The organism is Nocardia tengchongensis, from assembly GCF_054781395.1.
Genome location: NZ_BAAGUM010000015.1, coordinates 478,725 through 496,608, shown reverse-complemented (window position 1 = coordinate 496,608; position 17,884 = coordinate 478,725). Strand labels below are relative to the sequence as shown.

16 protein-coding genes are annotated in these 17,884 nt (G+C 70.7%); 8 read left to right on the top strand and 8 right to left on the bottom strand.

What is annotated here, in order from left to right; genetic code table 11:
- Window positions 1-393: 393 nt before the first annotated feature.
- The 5 genes from lnt to ACYVKL_RS28855 all read right to left on the bottom strand — a co-directional run bounded on the left by lnt (window position 394) and on the right by ACYVKL_RS28855 (window position 6,606).
- Window positions 394-2,019, bottom strand: a complete 1,626-nt coding sequence (gene lnt / locus ACYVKL_RS28875; protein ID WP_379166709.1) for an apolipoprotein N-acyltransferase — start codon at window positions 2,017-2,019, stop codon at window positions 394-396.
- A 247-nt stretch (window positions 2,020-2,266) separates the two neighbouring features.
- Complete coding sequence (locus tag ACYVKL_RS28870; protein WP_379166278.1) at window positions 2,267-3,862, bottom strand: amidohydrolase; 1,596 nt, start codon at window positions 3,860-3,862, stop codon at window positions 2,267-2,269.
- A 195-nt stretch (window positions 3,863-4,057) separates the two neighbouring features.
- Window positions 4,058-4,552 (bottom strand): FxsA family protein, encoded by a 495-nt coding sequence (locus ACYVKL_RS28865; RefSeq protein ID WP_213555789.1) that lies wholly within the window; start codon window positions 4,550-4,552, stop codon window positions 4,058-4,060.
- Between the two features lie 83 nt (window positions 4,553-4,635).
- Window positions 4,636-5,298, bottom strand: coding sequence for a response regulator (locus ACYVKL_RS28860; RefSeq protein ID WP_379166277.1), 663 nt, complete (start codon window positions 5,296-5,298; stop codon window positions 4,636-4,638).
- 87 nt (window positions 5,299-5,385) lie between these two features.
- Window positions 5,386-6,606, bottom strand: coding sequence for a sensor histidine kinase (locus tag ACYVKL_RS28855; RefSeq protein ID WP_379166276.1), 1,221 nt, complete (start codon window positions 6,604-6,606; stop codon window positions 5,386-5,388).
- An 88-nt stretch (window positions 6,607-6,694) separates the two neighbouring features.
- Here ACYVKL_RS28855 and ACYVKL_RS28850 point away from each other — a divergent pair, with 88 nt between their 5' ends.
- On the top strand, window positions 6,695-7,462 hold the full coding sequence (locus ACYVKL_RS28850) for a TSUP family transporter (protein WP_357196996.1): 768 nt from the start codon (window positions 6,695-6,697) through the stop codon (window positions 7,460-7,462).
- Window positions 7,463-7,468: 6 nt separating this feature from the next.
- Here ACYVKL_RS28850 and ACYVKL_RS28845 read toward each other — a convergent pair whose 3' ends face one another.
- A complete protein-coding gene (locus ACYVKL_RS28845) occupies window positions 7,469-8,203 on the bottom strand; it encodes a TetR/AcrR family transcriptional regulator (protein ID WP_379166275.1) in 735 nt (244 codons plus the stop codon).
- Window positions 8,204-8,390: 187 nt separating this feature from the next.
- On the opposite strand from ACYVKL_RS28845, the gene ACYVKL_RS28840 reads away from it, so the two are divergent.
- From ACYVKL_RS28840 to ACYVKL_RS28825, 4 genes are all read left to right on the top strand, one after another.
- Window positions 8,391-9,917 (top strand): TldD/PmbA family protein, encoded by a 1,527-nt coding sequence (locus ACYVKL_RS28840; protein ID WP_379166273.1) that lies wholly within the window; start codon window positions 8,391-8,393, stop codon window positions 9,915-9,917.
- 21 nt (window positions 9,918-9,938) lie between these two features.
- Entirely contained in the window at window positions 9,939-11,336 is a 1,398-nt protein-coding gene (locus tag ACYVKL_RS28835) for a metallopeptidase TldD-related protein (RefSeq protein ID WP_357197536.1), read from the top strand.
- 120 nt (window positions 11,337-11,456) lie between these two features.
- Window positions 11,457-12,053 (top strand): dihydrofolate reductase family protein, encoded by a 597-nt coding sequence (locus ACYVKL_RS28830; RefSeq protein ID WP_379166272.1) that lies wholly within the window; start codon window positions 11,457-11,459, stop codon window positions 12,051-12,053.
- Window positions 12,054-12,251: 198 nt separating this feature from the next.
- Window positions 12,252-13,154, top strand: coding sequence for a S1C family serine protease (locus ACYVKL_RS28825; RefSeq protein WP_379166706.1), 903 nt, complete (start codon window positions 12,252-12,254; stop codon window positions 13,152-13,154).
- A 16-nt stretch (window positions 13,155-13,170) separates the two neighbouring features.
- Here the strand turns inward: ACYVKL_RS28825 and ACYVKL_RS28820 are convergent, their stop codons facing one another.
- Window positions 13,171-13,440 (bottom strand): helix-turn-helix transcriptional regulator, encoded by a 270-nt coding sequence (locus ACYVKL_RS28820; protein ID WP_379166271.1) that lies wholly within the window; start codon window positions 13,438-13,440, stop codon window positions 13,171-13,173.
- 79 nt (window positions 13,441-13,519) lie between these two features.
- Here ACYVKL_RS28820 and map point away from each other — a divergent pair, with 79 nt between their 5' ends.
- Entirely contained in the window at window positions 13,520-14,287 is a 768-nt protein-coding gene (map, locus tag ACYVKL_RS28815) for a type I methionyl aminopeptidase (RefSeq protein ID WP_379166270.1), read from the top strand.
- A gap of 99 nt (window positions 14,288-14,386) precedes the next feature.
- Here the strand turns inward: map and ACYVKL_RS28810 are convergent, their stop codons facing one another.
- Window positions 14,387-16,060 (bottom strand): amidohydrolase, encoded by a 1,674-nt coding sequence (locus ACYVKL_RS28810; RefSeq protein ID WP_379166269.1) that lies wholly within the window; start codon window positions 16,058-16,060, stop codon window positions 14,387-14,389.
- A 377-nt stretch (window positions 16,061-16,437) separates the two neighbouring features.
- On the opposite strand from ACYVKL_RS28810, the gene ACYVKL_RS28805 reads away from it, so the two are divergent.
- Both ACYVKL_RS28805 and ACYVKL_RS28800 read left to right on the top strand, forming a co-directional pair.
- The gene (locus ACYVKL_RS28805) at window positions 16,438-17,142 is read left to right on the top strand and encodes a DUF8020 domain-containing protein (protein ID WP_379166268.1); all 705 of its coding nucleotides are present in this window, start codon (window positions 16,438-16,440) and stop codon (window positions 17,140-17,142) included.
- 76 nt (window positions 17,143-17,218) lie between these two features.
- A complete protein-coding gene (locus ACYVKL_RS28800) occupies window positions 17,219-17,881 on the top strand; it encodes a TetR/AcrR family transcriptional regulator (RefSeq protein WP_213555799.1) in 663 nt (220 codons plus the stop codon).
- The last annotated feature ends 3 nt before the right edge of the window (window positions 17,882-17,884 follow it).

Below are 17,884 nucleotides of genomic sequence, written 5' to 3'. Positions count from 1 at the left end.
CCCCGAGCCCCGAAAATCGATCACCAGGTCCTGGAATCCCGGCGTGCGCGCGCATGCGCGAGCCGTAGGACGTGATCCACGTCCTATGATTCGGAGCATCCCGCCGACCGGATCGGTGGTGATCTCGAGTTGTCCGCGACAAACAGCGTGAGCGGAACGAAATTTTAGTCCAGTTACCTCATAGCAAACCTCGCACTATGCGTACAACTCGCATAACGAATGGCGCAATCTCGGACGTATCGAGAATCCGACAAGTCCAGGCAACACGGTAGCGAACTGAGGAAAACCGGCGAATCTACGTCGCCGACGCGGGGACGGCCCTCACACACGTGCCCGCGGTACCACGCCGGATGATCGGTCCGGCTCTCCGCCCGGTCGCAACCGTTCCAGATCTCACCCGCGCGGGGTGCGGTTGCGCCTGCGGATCAGCGCGGCCGCTGTAGCAGCCGCGGCCAGAATACACACAACAGCCTCCGGCGCGGGTCCCAAACGCGACGCAATGGTCAGGTTGTCACGCAACGGCAAGGTCGCCACCAGCGCCGCGGGCTCGAACTGCGGGGTCTGCTGCCGGATCTCGCCATCCGCGGTGATCATGGCGCTGACGCCGGTGGTCACCGACACCACGACGGCGCGCCCGTGTTCCACCGCGCGCACCCGCGACATGGCCAGCTGCTGATAGGTCATCTCGGAGCGGCCGAAGGTGGCGTTGTTGGACGGCACGGTCAACAGTTGCGCGCCGGCGCGCACCGACTCCTCGAACGCGCGATCGAAGGCGACCTCGTAACAGGTGGCCACCCCGATCGCGACCGGGCCGCCCGCGGTGCGGACGTGCACCACGCCGTCGCCGTGGCCGGGCACGAAATAGCCCGCGCGGTCGGCGTATTCGGAGAAGTGCCGGAAGAACTCGCGGTACGGGAGGTATTCGCCGAAGGGCTGGATGATCTTCTTGTCGTGCCGTTCCCCGGGCCCGGCCGCACCGTTCCAGACGATGACCGAGTTGGTGGTGGTGCGGTCGGCGTTGACCAGGACCGCGCCCACCAGGATGGGGGCCTTCACATCCACCGAGGCCTGGGAGATCTCTTCGGCCGCATCGGCATTGCGCAGCGGGTCGATGTCGGAGGAGTTCTCCGGCCAGATGACCACGTCGGGCTGCGGGACCTTCCCGGCCGCGATGTCGCGGGCGAGTTCCTCGGTGCGCTTGACGTGATTGTCGAGAACCGCGCGGCGCTGGGCGTTGAAGTCCAGGCCCAGGCGCGGCACGCTGCCCTGGATGGCGGCGACCGTGATCGGCCGGTTGCCGTCCTCCGGGCCGGGCAGCGCGGTCCGGAGGATCACTCCGGCGAGGGGAACTATAGCCACAAGCATTGCCGCAGCAACAATCCGGTTCCAGGATGTGAGACGCAGTACTCCCCATCTGGGAGAATCGGATGTGGTCCCGGCCACTCCTCCGCTATCGTCGCCGCGCGCGGTGAGCCGGCGCAGCGACCCCACGGCCAGGCCCGCCAGCCCCGTACCGGTCAGCGCCACCGCGAAACTCACCAGCGGCGCGCCACCGACCATCGCGTACGGCAGGTACCAGCCGTCGGCCTGCCCGAAAGCCAGCTTCCCCCACGGGAACCCGCCGAACGGGAAACTGGCGCGGCACCATTCGGTCAGCGACCACACCGCCGCCACCCACAGCGGCCACCCCGGCAGCTCCGCCACCCAGCGGGTCAACAGCCCGAACAAGCCCACATACACCGCGCACACCGCCGAGAGCGCGATCCACGGCGCGGGCCCGACATAGATCCCCGTCCACGGCAGCAGCGGCAGGAAGAACGCCAGCCCCGCCACATACCCGTACCCGAATCCCGCACGCGCCCGGGCCGTTCCACGCACCGCGAGCGTCAGGATCGCGATCCCCACCGGCGCGAGGAACCACAGCGTCCGCGGCGGGAAGCTGGCGTACAACAACAGCCCCGACACCACCGCGGCCGGCAGCCGCGTCAGCCGCGGCCGGGCCAGGGCGAACGCGACCATCCGGCCCATAGGACCCGAACCATCACCTGCTCGTGAGGCAGCCGCGTCATGCTCGGAACCCGAACCCGCCACGGCGGCATCGCCTTCCAGTGCGGCGGCGCCCTGCTGACCGGTGCCGTTCACGCCGGCGGCACCATCACCGGATGCGCCGACGTTGTCCGCCGTCGCGCGACGTGCCCCGGACTCATCGGTCCCTGATTCGGGGCCGCCGGAAGCCGGTGCGGCCGAGGCGTTCCCGGGCTCGGTGTCAGGCTTCATGGATGGTGACCCCACGGTGCACGGTGCGCAGGCACTGCGGCAGGGTCGCGTCCGGGGTGAGCGGCGGCAGGCCCGGGACGCGGGAACGGGGGTCGGTGGACCAGCGCTGAACGGTGTCGGCGGCCGCGGCGACGACCAGGTCGCGGGAATCCCAGATGGCGTAGGAGGCGGGGGCTCCCGGGACCAGGGTGCCCGCGACGCCGTCGCGGACCCCGCCGGCGCGCCACGCGCCGCGGGTGGCGGCGGCGAAGGCGGCGCGCGGGGAGATCTGGTGGCCGGGGGTGCGGTGATTGACCGCGGCGCGCAACGCTTCCCACGGGTTCAGGGCGGTCACCGGGGCGTCGGAGCCGATAGCGAGGGAGATGCCCGCGGCGGCCATGGCGGCGAACGGGTTCAGGGTGGCGGCGCGTTCGGCGCCCAGGCGGGTGGCGTACATGCCGTCGGGGCCGCCCCAGGCGGCGTCGAATCCCGGTTGGACACTGACGATCACGCCCCAGGCGGCGAGGGCGGTGATCTGTTCGGGGGTCATCATCTCGGCGTGCTCGAGGCGGTGCCCGCGGGAGGCGACGGCCGGGCCGCCGAGCGCGTCCACCGCGCGCCCGAATCCGGTGACGACGGCGTCCATGGCGGCGTCGCCGATGACGTGGAAGCCGGTCTGGATACCGGCCTCGGTGCAGGCGAGCACGTGTGCGGCAACGGCTTCGGCGTCGAGGTAGGGGGTGCCGACGGTGTCGCGGTCGGCATACGGTGCGCGCAGCCACGCGGTGTGCGAGCCGATGGCCCCGTCCACGAACAGGTCGCCGCCGAGGGCGTGCACGCCGAGTTCCTTGACCAGCGTGCGGGCTTCGTCGGCGGTCCGGACGGCTTGGCCCCAGTAGGCGCGCACCTCGACGCCGTGGGCGAAGTCGAGGAGTTCGCGCACGTCGTCGGCGCCGGAGATCTCCGGTCCCGCGCATTCGTGTACGGCCACAACCCCGTTGGCGGCCGCGGAGTCCAGGGCGGCCTGTCGCGCGGTGTCGCGTTGTGCGCGGCTCAGCGCGCCGAGGGCGGCCGCGCGCACGCGGTGGTGGGCGTCGCCGCGCAGCGGCTCACCGCGGGTGAAGCCGCTCGCCTCGGTGATCCCGGCGACCGCGTCGAGCAGTGCGGTGGAGGCGATGGCCGAATGCGCGTCCACGCGAGCCAGATACACCTGGCGTCCGGGTGCGGCGGCGTCGAGTTCCTCGCGGGTGGGCGGTCGTGCTTCGCTCCAGCGGGTTTCGTCCCAGCCCTCGCCGAGGACGACGCCGTCGGGGTGCGTGGCGGCGAAGTCGCGCACCAGTTCCAGGCATTCGGTGAGTGAACCGGCCGGTGCCAGATCGAGTCCCGTCAGTTTCAACCCCAGGGCGGTGACGTGCACGTGCGGGTCGACGAATCCGGGTGCGACGAACGCCCCGTCGAGTTCGATGATCTCCGCGTCCGGGTGCAGCGCGCGCCCCGGCTTGTCGAGCCCGACCCACACCACGGTTCCGTCGGTGACGGCCATGGCCGTCGCGTCGGGATTGCTCGAACTGTAGATACGGCCGCCGACCAGCAACTGGGTACTCACGACTGCCCAGTCTGCCGCACGGGCCGCCCGCCGCGGCAATCGCACTCGCCGAGTGTGACCAGGAGATCTCTGCCCGCCGGACACCGCGGCCCGGGTACAACGGCGCGGGGCCGATCACCGGTGTGGTGATCGGCCCCGCGGCCGGTAGGGATGACGTGGTCGTTCCCGCTCAGCGGGCGACGCGGCGGTCTGCGCTCAGCGCGGATCGATCATCTTGTAGCCGTTGCCCTGTCCGTCGTCGTAGTACTCGGTGACCACGGTCGCGTCGATGACCTCCCCGTCGGGGTCGATCACGACATTGCGGTATCCGTAGGGTCCGACGGCGGTGGCGACCCGGTTCAGCCGGCGGGCGGCGAAGGCGGCCACGACCGGGCGGAGCAGGAATCGGGTGAACGGCAGCAGCGCCAGCAGTCCGAGGGCGGTGGTGAGCAGGCCCGGCACGAACATCAGGACCGCGCCCACCCCGACCAGTGCGCCGTCGGCGACGGCGGTGCTCGGTTCGAGTTCGCCGCGCGCGGCGCGCCGGAACCCTTCGAAGACGCGGCGCCCCTGCGAGCGCACCAGCACCAGACCCACGGCCGAGCCCGCCAGCAGCAGCAGGATGGTGGGGAACACGCCGATGAGGTGGCCGACCCCGATGAGGGTGGCGATCTCGGCGGCGAACCAGGCGAGGAACAACAGGGCAGGCATCAGGCGATCCTTTCGATCGGTCTACCCCCTGCAACGCGCGACGCCCCGGATTTTCTCCCGGGTGCGGCACCGGTCACATCGGGCTAGGCCCCGCCGGGGCGGACCAGGCCGGTTTCGTAGGCCAGGACCACGGCCTGCACCCGGTCGCGCAGGCCGAGTTTGGTGAGCACCCGGCCGACGTGGGTCTTGACGGTGGCCTCGGACAGGAACAGGGCGCCGGCGATCTCGGCGTTGGAGCGGCCGGCGGCGATGTGTTCGAGGACTTCGCGTTCGCGGGCGGTGAGGACCTCGAGCAGGCCCGGGTCGCGGCCGGCGGCGGGGTCCTCGGCGATGAGCCGGTCCAGCAGGCGTTTGGTGACCTTGGGTGAGACGACGGCGTCGCCGGCGGCGACGCTGCGGATGGCGGAGATGAGGTCCTCGGGCGGGGTGTCCTTGAGCAGGAAGCCGCTGGCGCCGGCGCGCAGCGCGCCCAGGGCGTGCTCGTCGAGGTCGAAAGTGGTCATGACCAGAACGCGGCTGCCGCACCCGGATTCGATGATCCGCGCGGTCGCGGTGACGCCGTCGGTGATCGGCATGCGCACATCCATGAGCACCACGTCGGGCCGCAGTTCGGTGGCGCGCGCGATGGCGGTGGCGCCGTTGTCGGCCTCCCCCACCACCTCGATGTCGGGGTGGGCGCCGAGCACCATCCGCAATCCGGCGCGCATGAGTTCCTGGTCATCGACGACGAGCACGGTGATCGGCACGCCCCCAACCTATCCGGCCGCCGGGCGCGCACGGCGGACAGGGCGGAGCCGCCGGCGGACGGCTCCGGTCGGTGCAGGTGGGGCCGGTCAGTCGAGGATGTCGGCGCGTTCGAGGGGGATGGTGGCGCGGACGGTCCAGCCGCCGTGCGGGTTCCGGCCCGCGGTGAGGGTGCCACCGAGGACGGCGATGCGTTCGCGCATGCCGACCAGACCGAGGCCGCTGCCGGGGATGCGGGCCGGGGTGAGCGAGCGCGTGGCCGAGGCGGAGGGGCAGCCGCCCGGTTCGGGTGTGGTGAGCGGGGCGCCGCCGGTGTCGGTGATGTCGAGCAGCACGTCGGTGTCGCGGCGGGTGACACGCACGTCGGCCTGCGGGTCCGGGCCCGCGTGGCGCAGGGTGTTGGTGAGCGATTCCTGCACGATGCGGTGGATGCCGAGGCTGACCTCGGGGGTGACGGCGTCGAGTTCGCCGCGCAGTTCGAGGGTGACCTCGAGGCCGGCGCTGCGCATCATCTCGACGACCTTGGCGATGCCGGCGGTGCCGTGTTGCGGAAGTTGTTCGGGCGCATGGTCGGTGCGCAGCAGTTCGACGGTGCGGCGCAGTTCGCGCAGGGCCTCGCGGCCGATGCCGGCGATGGTGGACAGTGCTTGTTCGGCGGTGTCGGGGTCGTGGCGCAGGGCGAAGCGGGCGCCGTCGGCTTGGACGATGATGACGCTGACCGCGTGCGCGACCACGTCGTGCAGTTCGCGGGCGATGCGGGTGCGCTCGGCGGCGACGGCGTCGTGGGCGCGGCGTTCGCGGTCGTAGTCGGCGACGGCCAGGCGGGCGGCGACCTCGGCGTCGTAGGCGTGGCGGGCGCCGACGAATTCGGCCAGGGTCCAGCACAGCGCGTAGAAGAGGGCGTTGAAGACGATGTCGGCGCCCTGTGGTTTGCCGACGGCGGCCGCGGCGAGGAAGCCGTCGAGCACCAGGATGACCAGGTAGACGAGTCCTTGGCGGCGCCCGACGTAGGCGACCAGGGTGTAGAGCATGATGCCCAGGCCCAGTAGCGCCGGGTGCACGGCGTGGTCGCCGACCGTCCAGTGCACGAGCGAGCCGAGCATCGACAGCGCCACCATGGCGACCGCGGCGGCGCGGGTGTGGGTGCGGCGGAACACGATCGGCAGCGGCAGCAGCACGCTGAGCACGAGGTAGGTGGGTTTGTACTGACTGTTGCTCAGGGCGAGCACATCGATGACGAACAACAGCAGCGCGACCGCCGAATCGGTGATCAGCGGTTTTCCGCGCAGCCACAGACTGAACCGGCGCACCCGTCCACCCTACGGGCCCGGTAGCCGGCGACTCTCTGACGCACCCGACGGTTTGGTTCGCGGCGGTGGCGTCTGGTTGGGTCGGCCCGTGAGCCTTGCAGACTGGGCGGTCCTTTTGACCGCGGCGACGGCGGCCGGCTGGGTCGACGCCGTGGTCGGTGGCGGCGGCCTGATCGTGCTGCCCACCCTGTTCGTGGTGCTGCCCGGCCTGGCCCCGCAGACGGCCTTGGGCACCAACAAGATCGCCGCCTTCTCCGGCACCAGCGCCGCGGTGCTCACCTTCAGCCGCAAGGTCCCGATGCGCTGGAAGGTGCTCGTCCCCGGCGCGGTCATCGCGGCCGTGGCCGCGGCGTGCGGTTCGGCGGCCGTGGCGTTGATCGACCGCAAGTACTTCATCCCGATCGTGATGGTGGTGCTGATCGGCGTGGCGGTGTTCGTGACGCTGCGGCCCTCGATCGGGGTCACCATGGCCACCCATCGCCCGACCCGGCGCAAGACGATCCTGGTGGTGGCGCTGGCCGCGGGATTGATCGGCCTCTACGACGGGCTGCTCGGGCCGGGCACGGGCACGTTCCTGATCATCACCTTCGCGACGATGCTCGGCACCGAGTTCGTGCGCGCCGCCGCCATGGCGAAGGTCATCAACTGCGGCTCCAACCTGGGCTCACTGCTGTTCCTGGCGAGCACCGGGCACGTGCTGTGGGCGCTGGGCCTGTCGATGGCCGTGGCGAATGTCGCAGGGTCGGTGGTCGGTTCACGGATGGCACTGGCCAAGGGGGCCGGTTTCGTCCGCATCGTCCTGCTGGTGGTGGTGACCGCCATGGTCGTTCGCCTCGGCTGGCAACAGTTCGGCTGACCCACCTCAGACGCGGGCGAGCCTATGCACCGAGGTCAAGGGGCGGAAGGCTTCCGGCTCCGGACGTAGCGGAGGAACCTCGGTGATCACCGGTGTGTGATCGGCGGGCAGCTCCGGCGCGGGCTGGGACAGCCACGGCGCCAGCACCTTCGAGGTGGTCTCCTGGATCTTGCGTTGCAGCGCTTCACCGTCCTCCAGACCCGGGCGCTGGAACAGCACCGTCAGCGCCCCGGATACCGCACCGACGACCGCGCCGACCAGGGCGGCCGCGCCGACGTCGTCGAGTTCCTCGGGGAAGGCGGCGCGCAGCTGGCGCGCGATCTCCTGCTGGGAGGCGAGCTGGGCGTAGGCGGCGCGCCCGGACACGGCCGGGACGGTGCGCGAGACCTGGGCGCGCAGCACCGCGATGCGGGCGGCGAGGTTGTCTCCGAGGTGATCACCGGGGTTGTCGCCGGCCGCGCGCAGGGCGCGCAGCAGCACCTCGACGGGGCGTTCCCCGGGGCGGCGGGTGGCGATGGCGCGCACGGCGGCCTGCACCCGTTCGTCCGGCTCGGGGAACAGCAGTTCCTCTTTGCTGGCGAAGTAGTTGAAGAACGTCCGGGTGCCGACTTCGGCGGCGGCCGCGATCTCGGCGACGGTGGCCGCCTCGTATCCTCGGCTCTCGAACTGTTCTACGGCGGCTTCGAGCAGGGCTCGGCGGGTGCGTTCCCGTTTGCGATCGCGGAGTGCGGATGGCGGCACGCGGGCAGACAGTACGGCATCCGCCGGGCAATCCGCGGAATGTCCAGCCGTTGAGCGTGCCGTTTCCCGCTGTGCTACTTCACACTTCGCGCATTGTTGCAGCGTATGCAGGTTTGCGGACGATGAATTTCGATCGGGCTGCGTGGTTTCTTGGCCGCCCGGCGTGTCGCCCTCTAGCGTGGTGCGGGTGAGCATCGCTACCAAGGTCATCGACGGCCAGTTCCGCGCGCTGCCGCTGTCCGCGCTCGCCGACGCCGCATTGAGCGCGGCCCGCGCGGCCGGGGCCGAGTACGCGGACCTGCGTGTGCATCGACTCGTGCAGCAGTCCATCAGGTTGCGCGACGGCCGGGTCGAATCGGTGTCCGACAGTACCGATCTCGGGTTCGCAGTGCGCGTGATCGTCGACGGCACCTGGGGTTTCGCCTCGCACGCCGACCTCACCGCCGACACCGCGGCCGAGGTCGCGCGCCGCGCGGTGACCGTGGCGACGACGCTGCGCGCGCTCAATCGCGAACGCGTGGAACTGGCTCCGGAGCCGCGCTACGACGGCACCGAGTACGTCTCGGCCTACGACGTGGACCCATTCGAGGTGCCGACCCCGGAGAAAGTCGCGCTGCTGCTGGACTATTCGGACCGGCTGCGCTCGGCCGACGGCGTCGATCACGTGACGGCATCGGTGCTGCAGGTCAAGGAGCAGACCTTCTACGCCGACACCTTCGGCTCCCGCATCACCCAGCAGCGGGTGCGCCTGCACCCGCAGTTCGAGGCCATCACCGTCGACCCGGCGGCGGGGGTGTTCGAGACCATGCGCACCCTGGCCGCCCCCGCCGGGCGCGGCTGGGAGTACGTGACCGGCGCGGACGGAACCTGGGACTGGGCGGGCGAACTCGCGCGCATGCCGGAGTGGCTGGCCGAGAAGGTGAAGGCCCCCAGCGTCGAGGCCGGGCCCACCGATCTGGTGATCGACCCGACCAACCTGTGGCTGACCATCCACGAATCCATCGGCCACGCCACCGAATACGACCGCGCCATCGGCTACGAATCCGCCTACGCGGGCACCTCGTTCGCCACCCCCGACCAGCTCGGCACCCTGCGCTACGGCACCCCGATCATGCACGTCACCGGCGACCGCACCCAGCAGCACGGCCTGGCCACCGTCGGCTGGGACGACGAGGGCGTGGCCGGGCAGCAGTGGGATCTGGTGCGCGACGGCGTGCTGGTCGGCTACCAGCTGGACCGGGTGTTCGCGCCGAAGCTGGGCCTGGAGCGCTCCAACGGCTGCTCCTACGCCGACTCCGCGCACCACGTCCCGATCCAGCGCATGGCCAACGTGTCGCTGCAACCGGATCCCGACCGCGACACCAGCACCGCCGAACTCATCTCCCGCGTCGAGAACGGCATCTACATCGCCGGCGACAAGTCGTGGTCGATCGATATGCAGCGCTACAACTTCCAGTTCACCGGCCAGCGCTTCTTCCGCATCCGCAACGGCGAATTGGCCGGGCAGCTGCGCGATGTCGCCTATCAGGCCACCACCACCGACTTCTGGGGTTCGATGGAAGCCGTCGGCGGACCCTCGACGTGGGTGCTGGGCGGGGCGTTCAACTGCGGCAAGGCGCAGCCGGGTCAGGTGGCGGCGGTCTCGCACGGCTGCCCGTCGGTGCTGGTGCGCGGCATCAACATTCTCAATACCCGCGCCGAGGCCGGACAGTAGGAAAGGACCGACACGGTGAGTGTGCTCCCCGCCCCCGAGGTCGTCGAACGCGCGCTGCGGGCGTCGCGCGCGGACGAGGCCATGGTGATCGTCACCGACGCGCACGAGGCGTCGCTGCGCTGGGCCGGAAATTCCATGACCACCAACGGTTCCTCGGTGGCCCGGGACTGGGCGGTGATCTCGGTGTTCCGCGACGGCCCGACCGCCGCGCGCGTCGGCAGCGTGGGTTCCACCAGCGTCGATCCGGCCGACATCGAGTCGGTGGTGCGCGCCAGCGAACAGGCGGCCCGCGACGCCGAGCCCGCGCGCGACGCCATGCCGCTGCTCGATCCCGATGCCGTCGACGCCGACACCCTCGACCGGCTGCTCGACTGGGACGGCGACCCGGCCACCACCGACATCGGCGTGTTCACCACGCTGGCACAGGATCTGGCGACCGGTTTCGACGGCGCGGACCGCCTCTACGGTTTCGCCCACCACCAGATGCACTCCACCTGGCTGGGCACCTCCACGGGTCTGCGCCGGCGCTGGGTGCAGCCGACCGGTTCGGTGGAGATCAACGGCAAGCGCGGCGAGGGCGCGGAGTTGGCCAGCGCCTGGGTCGGTACCGGCACCACCGATTTCGCCGACGTCGACACCGCGGGCCTGCTGAGCGAATTGGCGCGCCGCCTGGACTGGTCCAAGCGCCGCGTCGAGTTGCCGGCGGGCCGATACGAGACGCTGCTGCCGCCCTCGGCGGTCGCGGATCTGATGATCTACATGTCCTGGACCATGGAGGGCCGCGGCGCGCACGAGGGCCACACCGCCTTCGCCAGGGCGGGCGGCACCCGAATCGGGGAGCGGCTCACCGGGATTCCGCTGACGCTGTCCTCGGATCCGAGCGCGGCGGGCCTCGAGTACCGGCCGTTCGTGGCGACGCCGTCGTCGTCGGAGTCGCTGTCGGTGTTCGACAACGGCCTGACCGCGCAGCGCACCGATTGGGTGCGCGAGGGCGTGATCGAGTCGCTGGTGTATCCGCGCGCCACCGCCGCCGAATTCGACGCCCCCGTCACGGTTCCCGGCGAGAACCTGCTCCTGACCGGCGGTAGCGACGCCACGCTCGCGGACATGATCGCCCGCACCGAACGCGGTCTGCTGCTGACCTGCCTGTGGTACATCCGCGAGGTGGATCCGGCGACGCTGCTGCTGACCGGTCTCACTCGCGACGGCGTCTACCTGGTCGAGAACGGCGAGGTCACCGCGGCGGTCAACAACTTCCGCTTCAACGAGAGCCCGCTGGACCTGCTGCGCCGGGTCACCGAGGCGGGCCGCACCGAGATCACCCTGCCGCGCGAGTGGAAGGACTGGTTCACCCGGACCGCCATGCCGCCGTTGCGGATTCCCGATTTCCACATGTCCTCGGTGAGCCAGGCGACCTGACCCGTAGCCGCTTTCCGGAAAATCCGTGTCGCGATGAACGATGATTTCCGGAAAGCGGCGCCGACTTCCTTGCGAGACGGCGATGCACGCCGATCATTCCCTTCTCGAAGGAGCACGGCCATGAGCAAGGTAGTCACCGGCGCGAGCATGTCCCTCGACGGCTTCATCGCGGGCCCCGGCGAAACCGGTTTCGAGCACCTGTTCGCCTGGTATCAGAGCGGCGACGTGCCGATCGCCAGCACCCATCCCGAAATCCCGTTCTCCCTGACCGCCTCCGATGCCGCATATCTGCGGGCCTGGCTCGACGCGGTCGGGGTGTACGTGGTCGGCAAGCGTTTGTTCACCCTGACCAACGGGTGGGGCGGGGTGCATCCGGCCGACAAGCCGATCGTCGTGGTCACCCACACCGTGCCCGAGCAGTGGATCGCCGAGCATCCGGACGCGCCGTTCACCTTCGTCACCGGCGGGGTGAAGGAGGCGATCGAGGTGGCGCGCGGCATCGCCGGGGACAAGCTGGTCGGGGTCAGCGGCGGTGATGTGGCCCGCCAGTGCCTGGACGAGGGGCTGCTCGAGGAGATCTGGGTCGATATCGTGCCGGTGCTGCTGGGCGGCGGGGTGCCACTGCTGGGTGCGCTGTCGAATGCTCCGGTGCTGCTGGAGGATCCGGAGATCGTGGCCGGCTCCCGGGTGACCCACCTGCAGTACCGCATCCGCTGACCGGCGGGTTTGCGCTGTCGGCGAACCGGTTGTCGTGGTGCCCGAATCGCGCGCATGCTGGGATTACACACCTTGTAATCACGTAATCGGATGGTGGTCGTCGTGGACGACGAAGCTGCCCTCTCGTCCTGGGACGAGACCCCGAATCCCGCCGAGTCCGGGCCGCCGCCCGGCTTCGAACCCGCCGAGGCCGCGGCCCTGGACGCCTACTCGCGCACGGTGATCGCGGTCGCCGCTTCGGTGACCCCGCACGTGGCCAGCGTGCAGACCCGCCGCGGCGGCGGCTCGGCGGTGGTGTTCACCGGCGACGGCTTCCTGCTCACCAACGCCCACGTCGTCGGCGAGGCGTCCAAGGGGACCGTGGTCTTCGCCGACGGACTGGAATCGAGCTTCGACGTGGTGGGCGTGGACCCGCTCTCGGATCTGGCGGTGCTGCGCGCCCGCGGTGGGGCTCCGGCCGCGGTGCGGCTCGGCGACGCCGACACCCTGGTGGTCGGGCAGCTGGTGGTGGCCGTGGGCAGCCCGCTGGGGCTGGCCGGGTCGGTGACCGCGGGCGTGGTGAGCGCGCTGGGCCGCTCGGTGCCCGTCGGCAATCGCCGCACCGCGCGCGTCATCGAGGACGTGATCCAGACCGACGCCGCCCTCAACCCCGGCAATTCCGGTGGGGCGCTGGCGGATTCGGCGGGCCGGGTGGTGGGGATCAATACCGCGGTCGCCGGGATCGGGCTGGGTCTGGCGATTCCGATCAACGTCACCACCCGCCGCATCATCAGCACCCTGCTCACCGAGGGCCGGGTCCGGCGTGCCTACCTGGGCGTGGTCGGGGTGCCCGCGCCCCTGCCCACCGCGGTCGCCGCCCGCACCGGTCAGGACGCGGGGCTGCGGATCGTGGAGGTGGTGCGCGGCGGGCCCGCCGAACGCGCGGGGTTGCGGCGCGGGGATCTGGTGCTCAGCATCGCGCGCACCGAGATTCGTGACGCGCAGGGCATTCAACGGCAGTTGTTCGCCGACGCCATCGGGCGCACGCTGCCGGTGACGGTGCTGCGCAACGGCGCGATGGTGGATGTGCTCGCGGTGCCGGTCGAACTCACCGGCGACTGAACCGCGACCGACGCGGTCAGGAGGCCGAGCGCTGCGCGGTGTCGCCGGGGTGCCAGACCTCGGCCAGCTCGTCGAGGGGGATGTCCAGGGCGCGGCTCAACGCCACCACCGTCCCGAACGCGGGTGTCGGCAGCCGTCCCGATTCGATCTTGCGCAGCGTCTCCGGCGAGATGCCCGCGTGTGCGGCCACATCCGCGAGATCCCGGCCGGCGCGGGCGGTGCGCAGCGCGCCGCCCAGGCGGCGTCCGGCCTCGAGCTGGGCGGGCGTGAGGGGCAGTCGGACCATACCGGTCACCCTACGTTTGGTATTTAAATACCGCAAGCCGCTATGGTCGGTATAAAAATACCGATTGATGGAGGTAGTCATGGTGGAACTCAAGAGCCCCGCCGAAATCGACAGCATGCGCGTGACCGGCCGATTCGTGGCCGGCGTACTCGCCGAACTGAAGGACAAGGCCCAGATCGGGGTGAATCTGCTCGACCTCGAGGCCGTGGTCCGCGCCCGCATCCGCGAACGCGGCGCGGTCTCCTGCTACTGGGACTACTCCCCCAGCTTCGGGCGCGGCCCGTTCCGCAACACCGTCTGCCTGTCGGTCAATGACGCGGTGCTGCACGGACTTCCGTTCGACTACACACTGCGCGACGGTGACGTGCTGAGTATGGATCTGGCCGTCGGCATCGACGGCTGGGTCGCCGACTCCGCGGTCACCACCATCATCGGCGCCGCCGATCCGGAGGACGCGCGCCTGATCCGCGCCACCGAAACCGCCCTCGACGCCGCCATCGCGGTGGCCGAACCGGGCAACACCGTCGGCGATCTCTCGGCCGCCATCGCCGAAGTCGCCCGCGCCCACGGCTATCGCGTCAACACCGAATACGGCGGTCACGGCCTGGGCCGCACCATGCACGAGGATCCGAACATCCCCAATGCCGGGCGGCCCGGGCGCGGTTTCCGGTTGCGGCCGGGGCTGACCATCGCCATCGAACCCTGGTTCGCTCGCGGCACCGACCGCATCGTCACCGATCCCGACGGCTGGACCCTGCGCTCGGCCGACGGTTCGCGCACCGCGCATTCCGAGCACACCATCGCCATCACCGAGGCCGGCCCGCAGATCCTGACCCGCCTGGACTGAGCACCGCCGCCGAGTGCCTCCAAGCCGGTGGGACATGATCATGTGCCAAGCTCCCCAAAGAGGCCCAGTTCTGAGCGCCGCGAATCCGGTTGCCGGGCTTCAGGTCAGCGGTTCGCCGAAGGTCTGGCGGCCCCGCAAGTAGGTGGCCTCGACGGTCAACTCGCGCAACGATTCCGGTCGCCGGGTGCGCGGATTGCCCGACAGCACCACCAGATCCGCGGACTTGCCCGGCTCCAGGCTGCCGATCTCGTGGTCGAGGTGCAGCTGCCAGGCCGCGTCGAGGGTCTGCGCCTTGATGGCGGCGTCGATGTCCAGGCGCTGGTCGGCGGCCAGGACCCGGCCGCTGCCGCGCGCGGTGCGGGTGACCGCGGTGGCGATATTGCCGATCGGGTCGGGTGGGGTGACGGTGCCGTCGTTGTGGAACGAGATCCGCAGTCCGGCGTCGAGGGCCGATTTCGCCGACATCCAGTGCGCGCCGTGCTCGGGGCCGAACAGTTCGTCGATCAGCACGTCACCCCAGTAGTAGACGTGTTCGATGAAGAAGCTGACCGTCACCCCGAGCCGCGCGGCGCGCGCGAACTGATCGGGCCGCATGGCCCCGCAATGCTCGAGACGCGGCCGCAGATCGGCACTCGTGTGCGCGAGGGCCTTCTCGTAGGCGTCGAGCACGACATCGACTGCGGCGTCCCCGTGCACGTGGCAGGCGGGCTGCCAGCCCTGCCCGACGAACGCCGTCGCCAACTGCGTGAGCTGTTCGGCGGTGTAGTTCATGCCGCCGTGATGGTGCGGTTTCAGACCCATCCGGGCGGTCGCCTCGGTCGTCAGATACGGGAAGGTGGTGAAAATGTTGCCCTGCCAGGGCGATCCGTCGGCCCACAGCTTCATGCCGATGACCCCGTAGAGCGCGTCCGCGGCGACACCCTGACCGGGCACGTTCGCGGGATCGGCGGCCAGTTCGGGAGTGCCCATCGTGTAGGAGCGAATACGCAACGCGCAGTTCGGATCCGCGGCGAGCGCGGCGTAGAGCGTGCCGGAGTCGGCGCTGCCGGTGTGCTCACTGGCGGTGGCGTAGCCGGCGGCCGCCAATTGCGCGTAGGCCCAACGCAATCGGTCGGGCATGGCGCCGCTGACCGTCGCCTTCAACGGTTCGGTCAAAGTCAGGATCGCCGCCGCCTCGCGCGCCTCCCCGGTGAGCGCGCCGTCGGGTCCGCGCACGTATTCCGCGCCGGGCGGATTCGGGGTGTCGTGGGTGATGCCCGCCTGGGTCAGCGCCGCGGTATTTGCGTAGGCCGCGTGCCCGCTGTTGGATACCAGGACAACAGGATTCGCGGGCGCGGCGGCGTCGAGGCTCTGCACGGTCGGCAGGGCGAGTCCGGTTTGCAGCAGCACGTCGATGCCGTAGAGCAGAATCGGCTCCCCCGGTTTCGCCGCCGCCACGGCCGCGGTCAGCGCGGCCGCCACCCCGTCGCCGGTGGGCACGGTGAAGGGTCGCACGTCGACCGCGGGTGGTGCGAGCGCGGCCGCGATCTGCGAGGGATGGCTGTGCGGCTCCACGAACGCGGGCAGCAGCGCCCGCCCGCCCAAATCGACCATCGTGGTGCCGGGTCCGCGCTGCGCCAGCACCTCCGATTCCGTCCCCACCGCACCGATCCGGCCGCCGGTGACCGCGAGCGCCTCGACTTCCGGCGCCGCGCCCGCGACCGTGACGATCGGTCCGCCGGTGAAGATGATGTCCGCCGCGCCGCTGCTCACCACGTAAGTCCGATCGCTCATCGACAAGAGTCCCTTCCCTGACCGTCGCCCGTGCGGTGGGCTCGACTTCCAACCTACGGTCGCCCACCCTCGTTCATGACTAAGCGCCCGCTTGGTGTATCGGCGGCCGACGCAGCGGTAGACCGCCGGGCATTCGACCGCGTCCAGCACCGAGCCGATTCCACACCCCCGCCCACCGTTGCGACGAATATGAGCGCCCGCTCAGTTCCTCTATGACTACGAAGCCTTGACCTCGGCACTGTGATCCAGCTAACGTCTCGCCAGACTAAGCGCCCGCTTAGTCATTTTGTGAAGCACGCCACGTCGACCGACGTCGGCGACCCCGGCCGAATCACCGCACCCGGACCCCACCGGTGCACGCTCTCGAAGGACCGCAGATGAGGAAAATCGCCGCCACGTCCGCCCTGCTGATCGGCTCCGCCGTCCTCGGCGGACAGGCCACGGCCGCCCCGGCGCCCGCCGAGGTGACCCCGGTGAACTACACCGCCACGACCGACGCCGCGGGCGCGACCGTGCTCACCACCGACGCCGGCTCCCTGGCCGTCGACAACGGCGTGTTCACCATCGAGGCCGCCGACGGCACCGTGCTCGCGGGCACCGAGTTGTCGTTCCGGGTCGACGATTTCGTCTTCCCGATCACCGCCGACATCCACGACCACACCGCGACCCTCATCCCGCGCTTCGACCGCGAGCACGCTCTCTACCAGCCGGTGTCCCTGCCGTACGAGGATCAAGCCGGTTTCCGCAGCCAGTTCGAGCGCGAGCAGTACGCCTGGAATCGCTTGCGCGACACCGTCGGCATGGGCGCCACCATCGGCACCTTCGTCGGCGGCCTGAGCGGGGCCGCGGTGGGCTGCCTGGTGGGTGCGGGCCTGGCGGGTGTCGCGACGGCCCCGCTGCTGGCCTTGTTCGGCGCGGGCCCGCTGGCCGGGTGTGTGGGCGGCGCGGCGGCGGTCGGTTTCCTGGGCACGCTGGGCGGTCAGCTGCTGGTGACCGCCCCGGTGGCGGTCGCCGCCGCGATCCAGTACTTCACCACGATCAACGCGCCGTTCACCCCGCCCGCCCCCAAACCGGCGGCCTGACCCGCCCGCACCGGCCGGGCGTCCGGGAAGCCCGGCCGGTCACCGTATGAAACCTGCTCTGGGAGATACTCGTTCGATGGGTAACGACGATACGGCGGCGCGGGCCGGGGATGACGGTCGCGGCACCGCCGCGGTCGCGCATCAGGAGCTCACCGAGCGGCGCTTCCCCGAAGGGCAGCGCCGGATCTTCCTGGCCGCGATCGACGCCTTCGCCGAGCGCGGCTTCCACGCCACCACGACCCGCGATATCGCCGCCCGCGCGGGTCTGAGCCCGGCCGGGCTGTATGTGCACTTCGGTTCGAAAGAGGAAGTGCTGTACCGCATCTCGCTGTCGTCGATGCGCTTGACCCACCAGGTCGCGATGACCGCGGCCGCGGTCTCCGGCAGCGCCGCCGACCGGCTGGCCGCGGTGGTGCGCGATCTGACGGTCTGGCACGCCGAGCACGCCGCATCGGTGCGCGTGGTGCTGCACCACCTGACCGACCTCACCGCCGAGCACCGCACCGAGGTCGCGGCCATTCAGATCGGCATTCACCGCCTGGTCCGCGATCTGGTCGATCAGGGCCGCGCCGCCGGCGTCTTCGAGGTCGCCGACACCAATGCCGTCACCCTCGCCTTGATGTCGCTGTGTGTGGACACCGCCCGCTGGTACCAGCCCGAGTACCGCCGCACCCCCGACCAGATCGGCGCCGACTACGCGGTGCTGGCCTTGCGCCTGGTAGGCGCGCCCCCGGCCTGACCC

Excerpts from the sequence above, each read along its gene's own strand:
- lnt (WP_379166709.1), bottom strand. The coding sequence starts at position 2,019 with ATGGTCGCGTTCGCCCTGGCCCGGCCGCGGCTGACGCGGCTGCCGGCC.
- ACYVKL_RS28865 (WP_213555789.1), bottom strand. The coding sequence starts at position 4,552 with ATGCCTGCCCTGTTGTTCCTCGCCTGGTTCGCCGCCGAGATCGCCACC.
- ACYVKL_RS28830 (WP_379166272.1), top strand. The coding sequence starts at position 11,457 with ATGAGCAAGGTAGTCACCGGCGCGAGCATGTCCCTCGACGGCTTCATC.
- ACYVKL_RS28820 (WP_379166271.1), bottom strand. The coding sequence starts at position 13,440 with ATGGTCCGACTGCCCCTCACGCCCGCCCAGCTCGAGGCCGGACGCCGC.
- map (WP_379166270.1), top strand. The coding sequence starts at position 13,520 with ATGGTGGAACTCAAGAGCCCCGCCGAAATCGACAGCATGCGCGTGACC.
- ACYVKL_RS28810 (WP_379166269.1), bottom strand. The coding sequence starts at position 16,060 with ATGAGCGATCGGACTTACGTGGTGAGCAGCGGCGCGGCGGACATCATC.
- ACYVKL_RS28805 (WP_379166268.1), top strand. The coding sequence starts at position 16,438 with ATGAGGAAAATCGCCGCCACGTCCGCCCTGCTGATCGGCTCCGCCGTC.
- ACYVKL_RS28800 (WP_213555799.1), top strand. The coding sequence starts at position 17,219 with ATGGGTAACGACGATACGGCGGCGCGGGCCGGGGATGACGGTCGCGGC.